The 18,729-nt window shown below is 42.5% G+C and carries 15 protein-coding genes; 4 read left to right on the forward strand and 11 right to left on the reverse strand.

Going from position 1 to position 18,729, the window contains the following annotated elements:
* Positions 1-8: 8 nt before the first annotated feature.
* Positions 9-287 (reverse strand): acylphosphatase, encoded by a 279-nt coding sequence (locus MgSA37_RS21120; protein WP_096354769.1) that lies wholly within the window; start codon positions 285-287, stop codon positions 9-11.
* 120 nt (positions 288-407) lie between these two features.
* Positions 408-1,577, reverse strand: coding sequence for an amidohydrolase family protein (locus tag MgSA37_RS21125; protein WP_096354770.1), 1,170 nt, complete (start codon positions 1,575-1,577; stop codon positions 408-410).
* Positions 1,578-1,715: 138 nt separating this feature from the next.
* Here MgSA37_RS21125 and rlmN point away from each other — a divergent pair, with 138 nt between their 5' ends.
* Positions 1,716-2,774 carry a 23S rRNA (adenine(2503)-C(2))-methyltransferase RlmN gene (gene rlmN, locus MgSA37_RS21130; protein WP_096354772.1) on the forward strand — a complete coding sequence of 353 codons (1,059 nt, stop codon included), beginning with the start codon at positions 1,716-1,718 and terminating at the stop codon, positions 2,772-2,774.
* A 118-nt stretch (positions 2,775-2,892) separates the two neighbouring features.
* Complete coding sequence (locus tag MgSA37_RS21135; RefSeq protein WP_096354773.1) at positions 2,893-3,591, forward strand: ComF family protein; 699 nt, start codon at positions 2,893-2,895, stop codon at positions 3,589-3,591.
* Between the two features lie 68 nt (positions 3,592-3,659).
* Here the strand turns inward: MgSA37_RS21135 and MgSA37_RS21140 are convergent, their stop codons facing one another.
* The 3 genes from MgSA37_RS21140 to MgSA37_RS21150 form a co-directional block, all read right to left on the reverse strand.
* Complete coding sequence (locus MgSA37_RS21140) at positions 3,660-4,052, reverse strand: response regulator (protein ID WP_157750668.1); 393 nt, start codon at positions 4,050-4,052, stop codon at positions 3,660-3,662.
* Positions 4,053-4,157: 105 nt separating this feature from the next.
* A complete protein-coding gene (gene glyA, locus MgSA37_RS21145; protein WP_096354778.1) occupies positions 4,158-5,432 on the reverse strand; it encodes a serine hydroxymethyltransferase in 1,275 nt (424 codons plus the stop codon).
* 125 nt (positions 5,433-5,557) lie between these two features.
* Complete coding sequence (locus MgSA37_RS21150; protein WP_096354779.1) at positions 5,558-6,328, reverse strand: segregation and condensation protein A; 771 nt, start codon at positions 6,326-6,328, stop codon at positions 5,558-5,560.
* 494 nt (positions 6,329-6,822) lie between these two features.
* Between MgSA37_RS21150 and dxs the strand changes: the two genes are divergently transcribed.
* On the forward strand, positions 6,823-8,751 hold the full coding sequence (gene dxs, locus MgSA37_RS21155) for a 1-deoxy-D-xylulose-5-phosphate synthase (RefSeq protein WP_096357641.1): 1,929 nt from the start codon (positions 6,823-6,825) through the stop codon (positions 8,749-8,751).
* 82 nt (positions 8,752-8,833) lie between these two features.
* Here dxs and MgSA37_RS21160 read toward each other — a convergent pair whose 3' ends face one another.
* The 6 genes from MgSA37_RS21160 to MgSA37_RS21185 all read right to left on the reverse strand — a co-directional run bounded on the left by MgSA37_RS21160 (position 8,834) and on the right by MgSA37_RS21185 (position 16,462).
* Positions 8,834-10,471, reverse strand: coding sequence for a gliding motility protein RemB (locus MgSA37_RS21160; RefSeq protein WP_096354781.1), 1,638 nt, complete (start codon positions 10,469-10,471; stop codon positions 8,834-8,836).
* Between the two features lie 25 nt (positions 10,472-10,496).
* Entirely contained in the window at positions 10,497-11,633 is a 1,137-nt protein-coding gene (gene gmd, locus MgSA37_RS21165) for a GDP-mannose 4,6-dehydratase (protein WP_096354783.1), read from the reverse strand.
* Positions 11,634-12,146: 513 nt separating this feature from the next.
* Positions 12,147-12,710 (reverse strand): DUF3109 family protein, encoded by a 564-nt coding sequence (locus tag MgSA37_RS21170; protein WP_096354784.1) that lies wholly within the window; start codon positions 12,708-12,710, stop codon positions 12,147-12,149.
* Positions 12,711-12,883: 173 nt separating this feature from the next.
* Positions 12,884-13,663 (reverse strand): DUF3108 domain-containing protein, encoded by a 780-nt coding sequence (locus tag MgSA37_RS21175; RefSeq protein ID WP_096354786.1) that lies wholly within the window; start codon positions 13,661-13,663, stop codon positions 12,884-12,886.
* A 70-nt stretch (positions 13,664-13,733) separates the two neighbouring features.
* The gene (locus tag MgSA37_RS21180; protein WP_096354787.1) at positions 13,734-14,252 is read right to left on the reverse strand and encodes a DUF2480 family protein; all 519 of its coding nucleotides are present in this window, start codon (positions 14,250-14,252) and stop codon (positions 13,734-13,736) included.
* A 107-nt stretch (positions 14,253-14,359) separates the two neighbouring features.
* Positions 14,360-16,462: a peptidylprolyl isomerase gene (locus MgSA37_RS21185; RefSeq protein ID WP_096354789.1), complete on the reverse strand. Its 2,103-nt coding sequence runs from the start codon at positions 16,460-16,462 to the stop codon at positions 14,360-14,362.
* 627 nt (positions 16,463-17,089) lie between these two features.
* Between MgSA37_RS21185 and MgSA37_RS21190 the strand changes: the two genes are divergently transcribed.
* Entirely contained in the window at positions 17,090-18,721 is a 1,632-nt protein-coding gene (locus MgSA37_RS21190; protein ID WP_096354790.1) for a L,D-transpeptidase family protein, read from the forward strand.
* Positions 18,722-18,729: the final 8 nt, after the last annotated feature.

Raw genomic sequence — 18,729 nt, forward strand, 5'->3', positions numbered from 1 at the left:
TTATACAATTATAAACTCTTTTTTACGATCTCAAAATTACGATAGTTTTTTAATTCGCCTTCATGGCTTTCTACAAGATTTACATTTGCATGTTCCGGGCCCTCATGGCACCACTCCAAAAACATTTCGAGCGAAAGCTTATCTCCCTCTGCTTCAATAAAAACGTCGCCACCCGGTTCATTCCTGATAAAGCCTTTAACCCCCAGCTGATCCGCAACGGCTTTGGTAGCCGCCCGGTACGATACGCCCTGTACCCGCCCTTTTACTGTTATGTTGAGGTGTTTCATTTTTTTATTGGAATGTTGTAAAGTTGAAAGGTTGGCATGTTAAAAGTTCAGTTTGAAAATTATAAATTATAATGCCGGCAAAGTTAATATTCAAAAAACATTACAACTTTACAACAATTTTCACAGCAAACGCTTCACCTTCGTTTCCGGGGTGATCTTTAAACCGTCCAAACCGGTGATCAGGTTCAGGCCGGGTGTTTTACCAGGTTCAAGCGTACCTTTTTCATCATCTAGCCCTAAAAACCTGGCACCGTTGAGGGTAGCCCATTCAATTAACCTGGCGGTGCTGATCTCAGGCATTTTATGCTGGATGGTACGCATTTCGCTTAAAATACACAACTGGTTATTGGACGCAAGGCTATCGGTACCCAGGGTTATATTGTATCCCTGCCCGATAAAAAGTTCAATTTTTGGCAACCGGGTCTCGATATATAAATTTGCATTTGGGCAAAAACACCAGGTAACTTTGCGGTCGAACCGTTTAATAAAATAAATATCTTTTAAATTGGTGCAGGTATTATGCACCATCAAAATTTCCTGTTTATTGGTTAATAGCGGCAATACTGATTGCACCGAATTGCGGGCCATTGGTTTAAAGTACTGGATATCTATCCCAAATGCATCGTACATATCCAGGAACCTGCCCTGCTTGTACCGGTAAAACTTGTTTTCATCCTCGCACTCCTGGTTATGCATACTGATTAAATTCTGGCCGGACGCACTATGGTCGCGAATCAGTTTAAATAACTCCTTTGAAACAGAATACGGCGCATGCGGCGTTATTGAACACGGCATAGGCTTAAATTCCTTTAGCAACTCCAGCGCCTTATTAAAAGATTCTTCGGCCTTTGTTGGCAAAAAGCTAAACGTTTCAACAAACGTATGATAGTACAATTTACTTGCTTGTTTTATCCCGATACTATTATTAGTATTGGAAATATCACCCACAGCAACAATGCCATTTTCGTACATCTCATTGTCAGCTTTCAACGCAGCATCCGTGATTTCGCCTTTATCGATATTCCTGAATTTTTGAACATCCATAATAAAATTAACCAGCCCGCTGCGCGGCTGAATTTTTCCTTTCAGATGCGAAAGCTCCACATGGCAGTGTGCATTAATAAATCCGGGGCAAATAACACCACTAAGCTGTTCGACGGGAACATCAGGAGGATGAGAATGTTGGTCAGTAATGGAAGCTATTTTACCGGTGTCGTCAACGGTAATAATTCCATTTTTAATCGGATCGGCATAAACAGGGAAAACGTAATCGGCTCTAAAACTTTTCATTCAATTATTTTAAACTCACGTTACCTTTTTTTGAACGCATCTAAGTATATTTATATACTTTAACTTAAAGTTATTGTTTTTAAATATAAAAATAATGCTTTTAAAAAGTAAGTTTTTAAAAATTCGTACTTTTGCAGCGTGAATACCGTCAAAGAGAAAATAGACATCCGCAGCCTTAGCCTTGAAACCCTACAGGATCATTTTGTTCGCCATCTGGGCGAAAAAAACTTCAGGGCTAAACAAGTATATGAATGGCTATGGAATAAATCATGCTTTTCTTTCGACGAGATGAGTAATATTTCAAAAGAACTCCGCCAAAAACTGATCGAAAATTTTACGATAAACAACGTTAAAATTCACAATTCACAATTCAGCGCGGATAAAACTATAAAAAATTCTTTTATTTTATTCGATAACCACCTAATTGAGGGTGTTTTAATTCCAACCCCCGGCCGGATGACTGCCTGTGTATCATCGCAGGTGGGTTGCAGTTTAACGTGTAAATTTTGTGCAACCGGGTATATGGAGCGTAAACGCAACTTAAACCCTGATGAAATTTATGACCAGGTAGTGCTTATAGACAAACAGGCAAAAGAGAATTACGGGATCCCCTTATCAAACATTGTATACATGGGTATGGGCGAACCGCTGCTGAATTATAAAAATGTGCTGGAGTCTGTCGAAAAAATAACCTCGGAAGATGGCCTGAACATGGCCGCAAAAAGAATCACCGTATCAACCGCCGGCATTGCTAAAATGATTAAAAAATTAGGCGACGACCAGGTAAAATTTAACCTTGCTTTATCGCTTCATGCAGCAAATGACGAAAAGCGTAATACCATAATGCCTATAAATGAACAAAACTCGTTAAAAGCGCTGGCCGAAGCATTGAAGTATTATTACGCCAAAACAAAAAACCCGGTAACATACGAGTATATTGTTTTTGACGGGTTTAATGACAGCCTGAAAGACGCAGAGGAGTTGGCACGGTTTTGCAAACACCTGCCGTGCAAAGTAAATATTATTGAATATAACCCCATCTCGTTTGCCAGTTTTATTAATGCAGGCGAAGATAAAATTGAGGCTTTTGCCGAATACCTGCGTAAACAGGGTATAAACACGAACCTGCGCCGCAGCCGCGGTAAAGATATTGATGCCGCCTGCGGGCAACTGGCCATTAAAGAAGGCGGCAAATAATAAGCGGGAGTCAAGAAAAAAAATCAGGAAAGAGATGTTAAGAAAGAAGAAGCGACTAATTTATTCTCGTTATTTTTTACCTTGGCACTTGACTCTTGAATCCTGACTCTAATCTAATATGAAACTTCGCGAGACCTACATAGCTGATTTTGTTTCGCTCCTGTTCCCCGAACTTTGTGCTGCCTGCGGGGATAGCCTGGTGGCGAATGAGCATTTAATTTGCACCTCGTGCCGGATTACCTTACCCTATACCAATTTTCATTTATTGCCTGATAACATAGTAGCCCAGCAATTTTGGGGCAAAATTAAACTGGAAGGCGCCTTCGCACTTTTTTACTTTGCCAAGGGCGGCAAAGTGCAAAATTTAATGCACCGGTTTAAATATAAAGGGCAAAAAGAAATAGGCAATTTACTGGGGGAGATTGCGGGCGCTCAACTTATTAAAAATGATATCTATAAAAATGTCGACCACATCATCCCTGTTCCCCTGCATAAGAAAAGATTAAGCCAGCGGGGATATAACCAGAGCGCCTGTTTTGCCGAAGGCCTTGCAAAACAGCTAAACACCACTGTAATGGAACATAACCTTATAAGACCGGCTGCTACCGAAACCCAGACCCGAAAATCCCGTTTCGACCGTTATCAGAATATGAAGGAGGTTTTTTACGTATTGAACCCTGAAGAGCTAAAAAATAAGCATATTTTGCTGGTTGACGATGTGATTACCACCGGATCAACCCTGGAAGCCTGCGGCGCACAACTGTTAAGGATTGAGGGATTAAAATTGAGTATTGCTACGATTGCTTATGCAGAGTAGCGGTTAGTTCATGGTTCATGGTAAGAATCATCACTATGAACCATGAACTATGAACCATGAACCATGTACTAACCTACTTTCTGGAAAGCGCTTAGTTTCTCGAAAAGATTGGCCGGATCAAATGGTTTTAAAATATAATCGTTCATGCCTGATTCCATAATCTCTGCGCGTTCGCTGCTTAGCATTGATGCCGTTAAGGCAATGATTGGAAGTTGCTGGAAATAGGAATCGCTGTTGGCTCTGATAGCCTGTGTTGCTTCTATCCCGCCCATCTCGGGCATATAAACGTCCATTAAAACGACGTCGTAATTGCGGTTGCTGGTAATTTTTTCAATTGCCTGCAGCCCGTTTTCAGCAAAATCAGCAGATGCACCCCATTTTGTTAATACTTTATTAATCAGCAACCGATTAATATTGTTATCATCAACAACAAGTACATTTATTTTAAGATCTGTTTCCAAGGTATAAATATTTAGATAATTTGACCCTTGTTAAACGGTATCCATGGCAAAAGGTTGCAAAAAACCGTCAATAAACAATTGAAAAAATGAAAATTCCGCCAAAGCTTAATCTTTATACAGCGGATGATCTCCCATCAATTTATGAACCCTTTTCTTTACTTTTTTAATAGTATGCTCATTTTCAGCATCGGTGATCACCATATCGATCAATTCAACGATCTCATCCATATGCTTTTCTTTCAACCCGCGGGTGGTTATAGCTGCAGTACCTACCCGTATTCCGGAAGTTACAAATGGTGATTTATCATCATAAGGCACCATGTTTTTATTTACGGTAATATCTGCTGAAACCAGTGCATTCTCAGCAGCTTTACCGGTAATATTTTTATTCCTCAGGTCAATCAGGATCAAATGGTTATCAGTACCACCCGAAACGATCTCGTAACCACGGGTAGTAAATGATTGCGCCATCGCCGCCGCATTAACCCTCACCTGCAGGATATATTTCATATATTCGTCAGACAGTGCTTCGCCGAAGGCTATCGCTTTAGCAGCTATAATATGTTCCAGCGGGCCGCCCTGCGTACCAGGGAAAACCCCCATATCCAACAATGCCGACATCATTCTTACTTCTCCTTTAGGTGTTTTTAAACCCCAGGGATTTTCAAAATCTTTGCCCAGCAATATCATCCCCCCGCGCGGGCCGCGTAAGGTTTTGTGAGTGGTTGTAGTAACAATATGGCAGAATGGCATCGGATCATTTAATAAACCCCTTGCTATTAAACCGGCGGGGTGCGATATATCAGCCAGCACCAAAGCGCCAACTTCGTCAGCTACTTTGCGGATAAATTCATAATCCCAATCACGTGAGTATGCAGACGCACCGCAGATGATCATCTTTGGTTTTTGTTCAAGTGCAACCTTTTTTAGCTGGTCATAATCAACCCGGCCGGTTTCCTTATTCACCCCGTAAAAATGAGGTTCGTATAATTTACCTGAAAAGTTAACGGGCGAACCGTGTGTTAAATGCCCGCCATGCGACAAATCAAAGCCCAGTATCTTATCACCCGGCTGTAAGCAAGCCAGCATAACAGCAGCATTTGCCTGCGCGCCTGAGTGCGGCTGAACGTTGGCCCATTCGGCATTAAACAATTGTTTGGCCCTTTCAATGGCTATTGTTTCAATTTCGTCAACCACCTCGCAGCCGCCGTAGTAGCGTTTGCCCGGTAAGCCTTCGGCATATTTATTGGTTGCCACAGAACCTGCAGCTTCCATAACCTGCCTGCTAACAAAATTTTCTGATGCGATCAGTTCAATGCCCTCTTCCTGGCGTTGCTGCTCTTCATCCAACAGCTTGAATATTAACTTGTCTCTTTTCATAAATTTATTAAAACGGGGGCAAAGGTAGGAATTAGAGATTAGAGATTAGAGATTAGAGATTAATTTTTTAGTCCGAAAGTCCGAAAAGTCGGAGGTCCGAAAGTAAAACCAATATAAAGTGCCCCCTAATCTCTAATCTCCAGCCTCTGATCAACTAACCTGGCCGATATCCTGAAGTTATTATACCCCAGCCCTATCTGTATATCAATCAATTCCTGCTGAAGCATTTCCAATACTGCCAAAAAATTATACACAAAATGTACTTTATTTTCAGATTGACTGGCAATGGCCTTAAAATCCATCATTTTATTGATCTTCAGTAACTCTTCGATCGCCTTTTTTTGCTGCTCAATGGTATATGGATACTGTACAACTGTGTGGGTTACCTCTTCGCTACGGTTCATGTAACGTTTTAAAACGCGGCCGTACACCACCATCAGTTTATATAAATTAATTTCCGACAGTTCTTCACCCGGAAGCGGAACAATATCTGCCTGCTCAATATCAAACCGGATGTTGCCGCGCTTTTCCTGCTTGAAACGTTCATCCTCAAACGGGTGCAGTTCTGCACAGATCTCTTTGAATTTTTTATATTCGATCAGCTTCCTGATCAGGTCTTCTTTGCTATCCGTTTGGCTTTCATCATCCCCTGCATCATATCGCGGCAGCAGCATTTTAGCTTTTATCCGCATCAGCGTTGCAGCCACATAAATAAACTCGCTGGCAATCTCCATATTAAGGGTAGCCATGTGATGCAGATAGTTTAAAAAATCATCCGTAATGCGGGCGATGGGGATATCATGGATCTCCAGTTCATCCCTTTCAATAAAGAAAAGCAAAAGATCGAATGGCCCCTCAAACTGGGGTAAATGGATTTCAAAACTTTCTTCGACCATGGGTCAAAAATAAAGTTAAAAAGGTTTAAACGGTTGTAAGTGTTATAATTGTTGAAAAGTTTAGGAAAGTTAAAAAGGTTTCAGGTGTTGTAGTTGTTGAAAAGTAGTATCAATCAGAAATCTCTCTGCCATTCTTTACGGATTGCGGTTAGCTGTTTGTCAATATCCTCGCTACTCATTGGGGTTCGGATCTGCCCCGTAAAGACGATAGCTTTATTGGTTCTTTCAATACACGGATAAGGTGCAACTCTTCCATATCTTTCAAAAGTTTATAAGCTTTTTTTGATCGGTCAACTCTATCACAACCTTATCCATTTTAACTTTAATAATTATAAACAAATATGCGATTTTGTTAAATTGAAAATTAAACCTTTGTGAATTATACGTCGCACCTAAATTTATTAACACGAAGTCAAATTATTCCATCAATTTTATCCTGAACTTTAGCAATAAAATGCCGTAATTTGCATGCTAAATATTTTCTTCGAATGTCAATACAGGTACCGGCCGGAAATTTATTAAAAACCATAAATTATCCATCTGATTTAAAGCAACTTAAAATTGAGGAGCTTGAACAGGTTTGCCAGGAGTTGCGCCAGTATATTATTGACGAAGTATCTGTTAACGGCGGGCATTTCGCGGCAAGCTTAGGTGTTGTTGAACTCACGGTGGCGCTGCAATATGTTTTAAACACCCCCTATGATCAGCTGGTGTGGGATGTTGGCCACCAGGCTTACGGGCATAAGATACTTACCGGGCGACGCGACATTTTTCATACCAACAGGATTTATAAAGGATTAAGCGGCTTTCCGAAACGTTCGGAAAGTGAATATGATACTTTTGGGGTTGGCCACTCCTCCACCTCCATTTCGGCGGCGCTGGGCATGGCGGTGGCATCGCAATATAAAGGCGAGACAGACAGGCAGCATGTGGCCGTAATTGGCGACGGTGCTATGACAGCAGGTATGGCCTTCGAGGCGCTTAACCATGCCGGGATTGAAAATTCTAACCTGCTGGTGATCCTGAATGATAACAACATGTCTATCGACCCGAACGTTGGGGCATTGAAGGAGTATTTGACAGATATTACCACTTCAAAACCCTATAACCGTTTCAGGGATGACATTGCAAGTGTACTGGCAAAAATCTCGTCAATCGGCCCCGACGCTTTTAAGATAGCCCAAAAATTAGAAAAAAGCATTAAAGGTACTTTGCTTAAAAAGAGCAATTTTTTTGAAGCGCTCAAATTCAGGTACTTTGGCCCTATTGACGGGCATGATGTTGAACACCTTGTAAAAGTATTACGCGATCTGCGCGACATACCCGGCCCCAAGCTGCTGCATTGTATTACCGTAAAAGGTAAGGGTTATGCGCTGGCCGAAAAAGATCAAACCAAATGGCACGCACCGGGCTTATTTGACAAAATAACCGGCGAGATCAAGAAAACAAAATCAGAAAAACCACAACCGCCAAAATACCAGGATGTATTTGGCCATACCATAATTGAACTGGCCGAAGCAAATCCGAAGATAATGGGTATTACGCCGGCCATGCCGTCGGGATGTTCATTAAACCTGATGATGAAGGCCATGCCTAACCGTGCATTTGATGTAGGGATTGCCGAGCAACACGCAGTTACTTTTTCTGCAGGTTTAGCTACACAGGGGCTTATCCCCTTCTGCAACATCTATTCAAGCTTTATGCAAAGGGCCTATGACCAGGTTATACATGATGTGGCCATACAGAACCTTAACGTAGTATTTTGCCTTGACAGGGCCGGAATTGCCGGGGCAGACGGCCCCACACACCACGGCGCCTATGATCTGGCCTTTATGCGCTGCATCCCGAACATGACGGTTTCCGCACCGATGAACGAAGAAGAGTTACGTAACCTGATGTTTACGGCACAACAGGATGATATGGGGCCGTTCGTGATCAGGTACCCGCGCGGCAGTGGCGTAATGGTTGACTGGCAGCGGCCATTAAAAGCCATTAAAGTTGGTAAAGGCCGCATGGTTTGCGATGGCGACGATATTGCTATTTTAAGCATTGGCCATATTGGTAACGAAGTGGTAAAAGCCATGGCAAATTTGAATAACGAAGGCTTTTTCCCGGCACATTATGACCTGCGTTTTGTAAAACCGCTTGATGAAGCGCTGCTGCATGATGTATTTAAAAAATTCGGTAAAATAATTACTGTTGAAGATGGCTGCCTTGAAGGCGGTATGGGAAGCGCGGTACTTGAATTTATGGCCGATAACAATTACAGCGCGCAGGTGGTACGCCTGGGCATACCCGACCAGGTAATTGAACATGGAGAACAACCCGAGCTTTGGGCTGATTGCGGTTACGATGCCAACGGTATTGCCGCAAAAGTTAAACTTATAGGCATCCCCAAAAACAAGCATATTATTGCTTCGTGATAAAAGTCGTAAGCATTGAGTCTAAAGTCAGAAGATCAAGAAAGTACTGACTATAGACTTTGGACTACGACTTTAGACTTAATCAATGAGGTTTAAAGCTTGCCAGGTCGTTATATAAACTCCGGAACGAACTGCGGAGGCCAATACTTAGCCAGGTAGTACGGTCCTTAAACTGCGTATTATTTTCTGTTCTGTAGATGCCGTCGAGCTCTATCCGCAAGTTATACTTCGGGTTAAGTAAAAAGGCTATTTTTCCTTCCAGGTATACCATGTTTGTGGTTAAACCCTGCCCGGTGTAGTTTCCCTGGGAGTAATTCTGGTTATCCCCGTGGCGGGCGGGTTGTGTCCATAACTCAAATATATCTTTACCGAAATTTGCGCCATTTATATCAAAACCGTAACGGCCGAAATCGGCCTCGGCGCTAAAATCAAACCGTTTATAAGAGTAGTTCAGCAAGCCTACCCATTCCCTGAAATTCGCGCCCCAGGGATGCGCCAGCGGCTCGCTATTGTCTGAATAGTTTTCAATGTTTGAACGTTCAGAATAGGTATAGGGCTTTGCTGTATTATATTCAAAAAGGTAATTAAGCCCTTTTACGCTAAACAACTGTGAACCCCTGAAACCAAGTTGCCAGGCATACTTATTCCTTGAACTACCATCGTTTGAGAAAAAATCTTTCGACTGGAATTCATCCAGGGCAAACTGGCCATATGCAGTAATATTATCGGTAATTTTATATTTACCGGTAACGCCGATCAGCGCATTATCCGGCGAGCCATTTGATGCTTCAAGCGGCCTTAAAAATATAACCGGGTTTACATAAGTAAAGTCAAAAGGGCGTTTATTGCCATTATCATCAACTGTATATGAAATAACTGCATCAAAAAAACCAAGCGAGAGGCGGTTCGATACGTTCCAGTCCAGATAATGAAATACCGCAAATTTCTTCCGGCTGATATTGCTACCTGAATTTGCCTCGGCAACGGGGTCATTCATAAGGGTGTACATAGCCATATACCTTACATTGCCCAAAGTTGCCGTAAGTTTGAAAAACGGGTATGGCGAAGCAAAATCTGATAACAATTCGGAGCGGTAACCATCGCCTATAAAGGTTTTATCGCGCCCGGCACTAATATTTAAGTATCTAACCGGCGTGTAAGAGACCACAGCGGTAAGGTATGACCAATCATATCCGTACGTTGAATAAGTACGGGCATAGGCCTGGCCTGGCACAATACCCACCTGGTTGATGTAAGTTGAAATATATTCAGGAAGCTCCGCGCTGCCCTGGTAACCACTCACATTATAACTGAATTTATTGCCAATGGTACCACCAATTTGAGCACCGATGGAGAGGCTGTTGGTATTAAGATGCCCTGAAAGGTCCCGGCCTATGCCTATGTCGGGCAGCAGGTCGGCATAAAAAGTTGAACCCGGGCTTTTTACATCTATCAAATGTTCGTTAAAAAGCTTCCGGTATCCCCAACTGTGCTGTTTACCATCGTTCCCCAAATTCATTAACGAATCGTAATGATGCTTCAATAAAGAATCATCAACAAAAAAAGGCCTTAGCGAGCTGTGCTGGCGACTGCTTGTTGAATAAACATCCTCATTCAATTTTTGGTAAAACTGGTATGAATAAGGCTGATAAACGGATTGAGCCCTGACCACGCCAATTACAGAAAACAATAAAATAATGCTGCTAAAAACTTTCCTCATATGCTAAAATGAATAGTTTTACAATTTACTCAAAATAATTGAGTGTTTTAAACCCACCCTTTTTTAAATAGTCATCTTTTTTTACCAGGTGAAGATCAGATTGAACCATATCGCTTACCAAAGTCTGCAGGTTGTATCGTGGTACCCAACCCAATTTTTCTCTCGCTTTAGAGGCATCCCCTATCAAAAGGTCGACCTCGGTAGGCCTGAAATATTTGGGATCAACTTTTACTAAAGTCTGTCCGAATCTTAATGCCTCACGATTTAAACCTAACTCTTCGATCTTTTGATCATCAACATCAATAATCACTCCGCGTTCGTTTTCATCTTTTCCGCTAAATTCAATTTCAATACCCAATTCGCCGAAGGCCATTTTTATAAACTCCCTTACGGTAGTGGTAACCCCGGTGGCAATAACAAAATCTTCGGCTTTATCCTGTTGCAGCATAAGCCACATCGCTTCAATATAATCTTTTGCATGGCCCCAGTCACGCTGTGCCGAAAGATTGCCCACGTAAAGGTAATCTTGCAGCCCCATGGCTATTTTTGAAGCGGCACGGGTAATTTTGCGGGTAACAAAGGTCTCTCCGCGAATAGGGCTTTCGTGGTTAAATAAAATACCGTTACAGGCAAACATATTATAGGCCTCGCGATAGTTTACAATAATCCAGTACCCATAAAGTTTAGCCACAGCATATGGCGAACGGGGATAAAACGGGGTCGTTTCGCTTTGCGGTACCGCCTGTACCAGGCCGTACAACTCAGATGTGGATGCCTGGTAAATCCGGGTTTTTTTCTCAAGGCCCAGCAGTCTTACCGCTTCAAGGATCCTCAGTGTGCCGATACCGTCAGCATTTGCCGTATATTCCGGCGTATCAAAACTTACCTTTACATGGCTTTGGGCGGCAAGGTTGTATATTTCATCCGGCTGAATTTCCTGTACCAGCCTGATGAGGTTGGTCGAATCGGTCAGATCCCCGTAATGAAGTTTAAATTTTACATTTGCTTCATGCGGGTCGTGGTAAAGGTGGTCGATCCGCTCCGTATTCAGCAATGACGATCTCCGTTTGATCCCGTGTACTTCATAACCCTTTTTTAGCAAAAATTCAGCTAAATAAGCACCATCCTGACCGGTAATACCTGTTATTAAAGCTATTTTCATTTACGGTAGAAGCAAATAATGTTTTAGTTTACAATATTATCCAATTTAATTGTAAAAATTGGCATCAGGCATACCGATATTGTTTTTACAAACTATATGGTTATAAATAGGATTTTTGATTTTTTGTTTTCGGAAGAGTCAGATTAATACCTATTGCCTTTCTAAACAAAGGCCCCCGGTATTAAATAACGTGAAAATACCGTTAACATAAAAAAGGCAGGGTAACAACCCTTTTAAGGGCTGTTACCAATGCCTCCATATGGCTGGGATAAGTTTTTTGATAAGGTTCAGGTGTATTGATAGCTTAAAAAATTAATGTAAGTATACCTGCAAAATTTCAATTTTGCAGCCCGTATTTTAACCCTATTTATACCGTGTTTTCACGGTGTAAAATAACTAACCGGCATTTTTACAATTCATTATAAAGCACCAAATACCGATACAAGTAGTTAATTATTAAATACTTATAGCAATATTGCGGTAAAACCGTTTCTTTCTATTGAGAAAATTTGATTAAATATCCGAAACCTGTTCTTCCAGCTCCTGGTACCACTCTTCGCCGTATTTGCGAATGAGCGGGCCTTTTAAAAACTGGTAAACATGAACTTTCAGTTCGTTGCCAAAGGAGCATGCAGGGCTGCAAATACTCCAGCGGTCATAATTCAACACATCAAACTCAGGGTATTTTGTAATACGAATTGGGTATAAATGGCATGAAATGGGTTTCTGCCAGTTGATAGCCCCATTTTCATAGGCTTTTTCGATGGCGCATTTAGTAATACCGTTTTCCCAGATAACATAGGCACACTCTTTATTTACATCAACACAGGGCGTTGTATAATCACCTTCAAAATCTGTTACATAGGTGCCATTTTTCTCGATAGTGGCTATACCTTTGTCGGTCATAAAAGGTTTTACCTTTGGATATATTTCATTAAGGATATCAAGTTCAGCGGCGTCAAGCGGTGCACCTGAATCACCTTCCAGACAGCAGGCTCCCTTGCACTTGTTTAAGTTGCATACAAAATTTTCCTTTATCAGTTCTTCATGCACTAATACTGCGCCAATTTCTATCATATATTATTTTTTTAGAGCCAAGAGATAAGAATCAGGAACCAAGATAAAAAAATCTACTTTGCTTTTTACAACTTTAATATTGAAGCGCCAAACCAATGTTTTTTCATTGCTTTCGGCCGGCCTGCTCCGCTTCCTAAATCTTAATTTTTGGTTCTATACTCTTGATTTTCCCTTTATTTACTTATCGGTTTTAAAGGATATTTAAGATCCTTTGCGCTGGTTAGCTCCATAGATATACTGCCAACAATCAGTTCGACATGGGCCTTTAAAGGAATTCTGTTTTCGTCATCCGTTATCCACAGGTAAAGTTTACTATCCTTCCTGAAAACCCGCCCGGGGATGATTGTGGGGTTAAACTTCAAACAATTAAATTCCCCCAGGTCGCTTTTCAGCCGCTCTTTTCCAACGTAGGTAATACTGAGGGTATGTACGCCATCATCCAAAAAATATTTCAAATCGAAAGTTTCGCCTATTTTTAGTTTGGAAGCATCGATGCCCCTTGAAAAGTAATAAGCTGATAAAAAATCAAATACTTTCCCTTTGAACGGAAAAACGCCTTTCGCTGCAGTTATTTTATCGCTATCGTGGTTAAATGTAACGTTATCGGTGTGCTTGTAGCTTGACTCATGCCGATTTTCGGTATAGAAATAAGGCATCAGCGTTTTTTCATCAATATAGGTCTCGTACCTGTTACGCACTTTATATAGAACATCAAAAGCGCCCGCTGTTTTGCCGTCGGCAACGATATGGAACGCCGGCTGACCATCAAATTTCCTGTCTGTTGCCTCAACTCTTAAATTAGCTTCTGCCGCGGTAAAAAAACCATACTTGAGTTTATAGTTTAGCTGCTCACCAACTTTAAAAACCGGCGTCACCATATCCACCATTTCCTGACAAAATGTATTTCCTGAAAATGCAGATAGCAAAACCGCTACGAGTATGAATTTTTTCATTTAGTTATTTGCCGGCAATTTATTTACGGCCCGCTGTATTGAACCGCTGCCGGCGCAAATTATTGCGTTGCTACAAATCCTTTTTTTTGTAAATAGGTACTGTTGAACAAGGTTCGCCAAACATCAGGCTTTTTACCACCGGCGTAAGCTTTTTTGTTAAGGTAACATATGCCGAAACAGGTACAGGTATATCCCCGCAACCTTTTATCACCACGCGTTGACCATTATATTGTCCGACATCCATTTTTGCTAAACTTTTTTCAAACAGAACGGTTTCCAGCACTTCGGCATTGCCGAAAACAACCTCGGCCGCGTAGGGCGCCATTTTGTTGGCCAGCAGCATATAGGCCCAAGCCGGAACGATAGCGTCTTCAGAACAGGTTAAAGCTACAAATTTATCCTGGTACTGTGTCCAGTCATGCGCTTTCACAAACTCCCTGAAATCCTTTTCACGCAGGATCAAGCCCATGTACAAATTATCCTTTATATCGTACACAACACGATCACCAACCGGATAAAATGCGGCAGGGTCTAAAGTAACCAGGCCACTCATTGCTACTTTGTTAACTATATTTTCCTGTATTTCCATTTTTATTTTAATAGCGGGCTAATTCACCTACCCGGAAAACCCTTAAATAAAAAATCCGGGTACAGACATAGTGCTATACCCGGATACAAAATTACTTTAAAATATCCTTATAAAAACTTTGCTCTGTAATCTTTTACATTCGCCTTATCTTTCAGGGCTTCAAATATCTGCGAATCTGCACGCTGCATCATAGCCTGCCCCAGTTGTTGTTTTTCCCTAACTGCATCCGTCATAGGCGCCGGATTGGTAAAACTATCCAAAACGAATACATAAGCACCTTGTGTGCCCGCTATTGGTTTGGAGAGTTTATTGGGTTGCGATCCAAAAACGGTACCTATTAATTTATACTCTGCCGAAGAACCTGGTATAACCGGGTTAGCAAATACCATGTTTTGAATCGGGTTAACAGTAACTCCCGCTTTTTGAGCAACCTGGTCAATGGTAGATGCACCGTTTAATGCTGATTGCAGCTTATCGGTTAATGCTTTGCCTTTTACCTGGTTTAACACCATCGGCTGGATTTGCTTTTTAACATCATCCAGGGATAAAATTCCTTTTGGTTTAATTTGCGTTAAATGAGCCACAATATATTGGTTGCCTTCGATATACACCTTGTCTGAGAAATCGCCTTTAGCAGCGCTAAATGCCCACCTAACCAGGTCACGCGCACTATTAACGCCCGGAACTGAAACCGCCACACCATTTACATCGGCAGCGGTTTGTTTTTTAAGGCCGATTTTCTTTACTTCTTCGTCAAAGTTATCTTTCGTAAGCGAGCCTAAAAATCCCTGGGCTTTGCTGTAAACTACTGTTTGTGTTGCGCTGCTGGCTTTTAACGGAACATCCACAATAGCTACCTTGGCCACTTTTGACGAACCTTTTTGATCTTCGATCTGGATAATATGGACGCCAAATTGCGTACTCACTATTTTAATATCGCCTTTTTTGCCGTTAAACGCAGCGTCCTCAAACGGGCCTACCATAGCGCCGCGGGCAAAAGTACCCAGTTCGCCGCCTTTGGCAGCTGAGCCGTCAATGGAGAATTTTTTGGCAAGATCGGCAAATGATGCACCGCCATCGATCAATTTTTTCAATGAATCGGCCCTGGCCAGCGCTTTTTCATGACCAATAGTTTTTTCATCAATTAATATGTGTTTAGCCTTTACTGAATCTGCTTCAACATGCGAATCAACCAGCTTGGCTATTTTATAGCTGCCGTTTGATAAATAAGGCCCGTATACAAAACCCTTTGAAGCGTTGAACATCACCGAATCTAATTTCGGATCGCCCAGCTGCCCTTTGTGCTTGTAACTGATCGCTGATTTTGTTTCGGCGTTAATCTGCACAAATAACGAGTCATTGGTGGTTGTTTTAAAATCACCGGCTATTTTATCGGCTTGTTTTTTTATACCCGCTGAATCTGCTGAAGAAGGCGCCGCGTTAAAGGTTATAAAATCAAAGCTCCTTAACTCCTGCTGGTTTTTAAATTCAGCTTTGTGCTCATCATAATAAGCCTGGTAATCAGCATCCGTAGGGGTTACTTTATTATCAGGGATTGATGAATAATTAAGTACTGCATATTTAAAATTAGCCAGCCTGTTTTTATTCTGGTAATCATCTTTTGCTTCAAGCGTGTTAACATACAAAGAGTTGGTCACCAGCGAAACATATTTTTCCTGCAGTTTAGCCTCTATCATCTGGGTGATAAAATCGCTCCACTGCTGTTTTATTTCGGGGCTCAGGGTTGGCAGCTGGTTTAAAAAGTTATTCAGCCTGCTTCTGTCTAACTGCCCGGTTTTAGGATCGGCAAAGGCCTGCACAATCTGCGGATTAGGTTCATTACCGCTAACCATCGATTTGGTTTCATCGGTACCTACCTGTAAACCCAGGTTGTCAACTTCCTTTTGCAAAACGGTTTGTGCCACCAACTGGTTCCAGGTAGTTTCCTGTACGTAGCTGGTGATCTGCGGCGATAACGCCCCCTGGCCGGATTGCTGCCTGAACTGTGCGCTGTTCTGATCAACCTTTTTATTGAAATCGGTATACGAAATCTTTTCGCCGCTAACTTCACCCAGCAAATCCCTGTCGTCCCTGAAAAATGATCCACCCGACCTAACCACTTCACCAATAATAAATGCCAATAGCGAAAACCCGATACTAATCGCGAGGATTTTCCCCATCCGGTCACGCAAAAAACCCATTATACCCATATACCTATAATAATTACTTTATACTACTAAAAAGAGGGCGCAAGATACAACTTTTAGTAAAATTCTATAATACAATTTTTGATTAGTTTTTGTGGTGGTAATTAGTTGATTAAGTTGGTTAAATAAGCGGTTTACCAGGTTGTAACAAGTGATAGTATTTTGGGCGCCGGGCGGTAAGAAGCTTGAAAGTTGCGGGGGCTAGCCAACTGTAAAAAAAAATAAAAACTACTCCAAAGGGCATTGCTTCCTTGCCAAAGCACCGTAAGCACCTGAACCACCCGGAACGGACGAATAAGGCTGGTACACCTGGTACACTAATTTTTTCTGTGTTTTACTTGGATTTTTAAAGAAAAATACTTATAAATACAACGCTTGATTCATTACCACCAATCAACATGCCGTCCGGATAAATAATAACCGAAACGCGCCGCATTATTTATAATCCGCGTTGCGGCTGATTATCCGGCTGCATTACAGCGGTTTTACGTGCTAAGTCACGATAACATCACAACCCTTGATGCTTGTTTTATGCTTTCGTGATGATTGCCAGTTTTATAAATGACATTGGTCACCTTTGCGGCAGTTTGATTGCGTATCTTGGTATGCATATTGATAATAACAGCAAACATGTCCGGTCACCCTTATTTGAAATACTATTTTTTAATTCTGTTTATCGTTTGCGAAACCCTGGTTGGCTGCGGGCAGCCAAAACCCAAAAAGCCGGCCGCTAAACCGGCAAGGGTTTGGGACGAAACGATCCCGGGTAATTTCAGCACGCAGTCGAAGACAGTTTTTGATAGTACCGCCATCGACGAATTCCTGAAAAATTATCCGGATTTTAAACCCTATTCGAACGAGATCCATCGCTTTTACCAGGGCCGAAACTACGCCTGTGCCTGGTTTGAAGGCGGCAGGCTGATTGAACAGGGCAGCAATTTGGCCAGCAGGATGTTGAACCTCCAAAACGAAGGGCTCAGTCAAACAGCGCCTTATCAAAAGCAACTGGATTCACTGGTAAATATCGAACATACGAATGGGAAGGCAGACATCCAGACAGAACTGATGCTCACAGCGCAGTATTTTGTTTTTTCGAGACTGGCCTGGCAGGGCCTTGACAATAGCGCCAGCAGGATGGCCCGGTGGTACCTGCCCCGCAAAAAAGTTGATTATGAACAATACCTGGACAGTTTATTAAAAATACCGGCGAATGAGGTAGCCGCCGCAGAGCCTGTTTACCGGCAGTACGAACTGCTGCGGGCCTGGCTGCGCAAATACCGCGCCCTGGACGAGCGAGAAACCTGGACGCCCATCGTAGTGAGGCCTGCCATCATACCGGGCGATACCGCTGCAGTGGTCCCATTGATCAGGCGGCGTTTATACCTGCTGGAAGATTTTAAGGGAGACACGCTCAGCCCGGCTTATAATGAGGAGCTGCAAACGGCCATCACTCACTTTCAAAACCGCCACGGCCTGACGGGGGATGGTTTGTTGACCAAAGAAACGCTTGCCGAATTAAACGTATCCTTAAAAAGCAGGATCGAACAGATTATTGTCAACATGGAACGCTGCCGCTGGTTGCCGCTCAAATTAAATACCGACTACCTGGCGGTAAATATCCCGGAGTTTAAGCTCCATGTTTACCATGGCGACAGCCTGCTGTGGAGCTGCAATGTGGTGGTGGGGAAAACCATGCACCAAACCACGGTATTTTACGGAGAGATCAAATATGTCGTGTTCAGGCCGTATTGGGATGTGCCGCCAAGCATTGTACGCAAGGAGATCCTGCGGGATATGAGAAGGCACCCTAACTACCTGGCTGCCCACCAGATGCAGATCATTGGCCACGCAGATGGATTGCCGGTCATAAGGCAGTTGCCCGGCCCGGAAAATTCACTGGGGCTGGTAAAGTTTTTGTTCCCCAACAGTTACAACATCTACCTGCATGATACGCCAACCAAATCCCTGTTTGGCGAAACTGCCCGGGCCTTTAGCCATGGCTGTATCCGCGTGCAGGAGCCGGCAAAACTGGCCGCGTTCCTGCTGAAAGATGAGGATGGCTGGGACGCGGATAAAATAGAAGCTGCCATGCAGAGCGGAGATGACCATTCCATCACCTTACAAAATAAGGTGCCGGTATTTATCGCCTATTTTACCGCCTTTACCGGCCGCGATCATCAATTGAATTTCAGGAAGGATATCTATCACCTGGATGGCACGCTGGCAGCGATGATCCTTTCGGGGAAACGGGCGCGGCGGTAAATGGTGGC

Source organism: Mucilaginibacter gotjawali (assembly GCF_002355435.1).
GTDB classification, from domain to species: Bacteria; Bacteroidota; Bacteroidia; order Sphingobacteriales; family Sphingobacteriaceae; genus Mucilaginibacter; species Mucilaginibacter gotjawali.

What these genes read in the sequence shown, in the direction of transcription:
- MgSA37_RS21180 (WP_096354787.1), bottom strand. Translation starts at nt 14,252, where the DNA reads ATGGAAATACAGGAAAATATAGTTAACAAAGTAGCAATGAGTGGCCTG.
- MgSA37_RS21150 (WP_096354779.1), bottom strand. Translation starts at nt 6,328, where the DNA reads ATGGTCGAAGAAAGTTTTGAAATCCATTTACCCCAGTTTGAGGGGCCA.
- MgSA37_RS21135 (WP_096354773.1), top strand. Translation starts at nt 2,893, where the DNA reads ATGAAACTTCGCGAGACCTACATAGCTGATTTTGTTTCGCTCCTGTTC.
- gmd (WP_096354783.1), bottom strand. Translation starts at nt 11,633, where the DNA reads ATGAAAATAGCTTTAATAACAGGTATTACCGGTCAGGATGGTGCTTAT.
- MgSA37_RS21190 (WP_096354790.1), top strand. Translation starts at nt 17,090, where the DNA reads ATGTCCGGTCACCCTTATTTGAAATACTATTTTTTAATTCTGTTTATC.
- MgSA37_RS21120 (WP_096354769.1), bottom strand. Translation starts at nt 287, where the DNA reads ATGAAACACCTCAACATAACAGTAAAAGGGCGGGTACAGGGCGTATCG.
- MgSA37_RS21175 (WP_096354786.1), bottom strand. Translation starts at nt 13,663, where the DNA reads ATGAAAAAATTCATACTCGTAGCGGTTTTGCTATCTGCATTTTCAGGA.
- MgSA37_RS21160 (WP_096354781.1), bottom strand. Translation starts at nt 10,471, where the DNA reads ATGAGGAAAGTTTTTAGCAGCATTATTTTATTGTTTTCTGTAATTGGC.
- glyA (WP_096354778.1), bottom strand. Translation starts at nt 5,432, where the DNA reads ATGAAAAGAGACAAGTTAATATTCAAGCTGTTGGATGAAGAGCAGCAA.
- MgSA37_RS21125 (WP_096354770.1), bottom strand. Translation starts at nt 1,577, where the DNA reads ATGAAAAGTTTTAGAGCCGATTACGTTTTCCCTGTTTATGCCGATCCG.
- MgSA37_RS21185 (WP_096354789.1), bottom strand. Translation starts at nt 16,462, where the DNA reads ATGGGTATAATGGGTTTTTTGCGTGACCGGATGGGGAAAATCCTCGCG.
- MgSA37_RS21170 (WP_096354784.1), bottom strand. Translation starts at nt 12,710, where the DNA reads ATGATAGAAATTGGCGCAGTATTAGTGCATGAAGAACTGATAAAGGAA.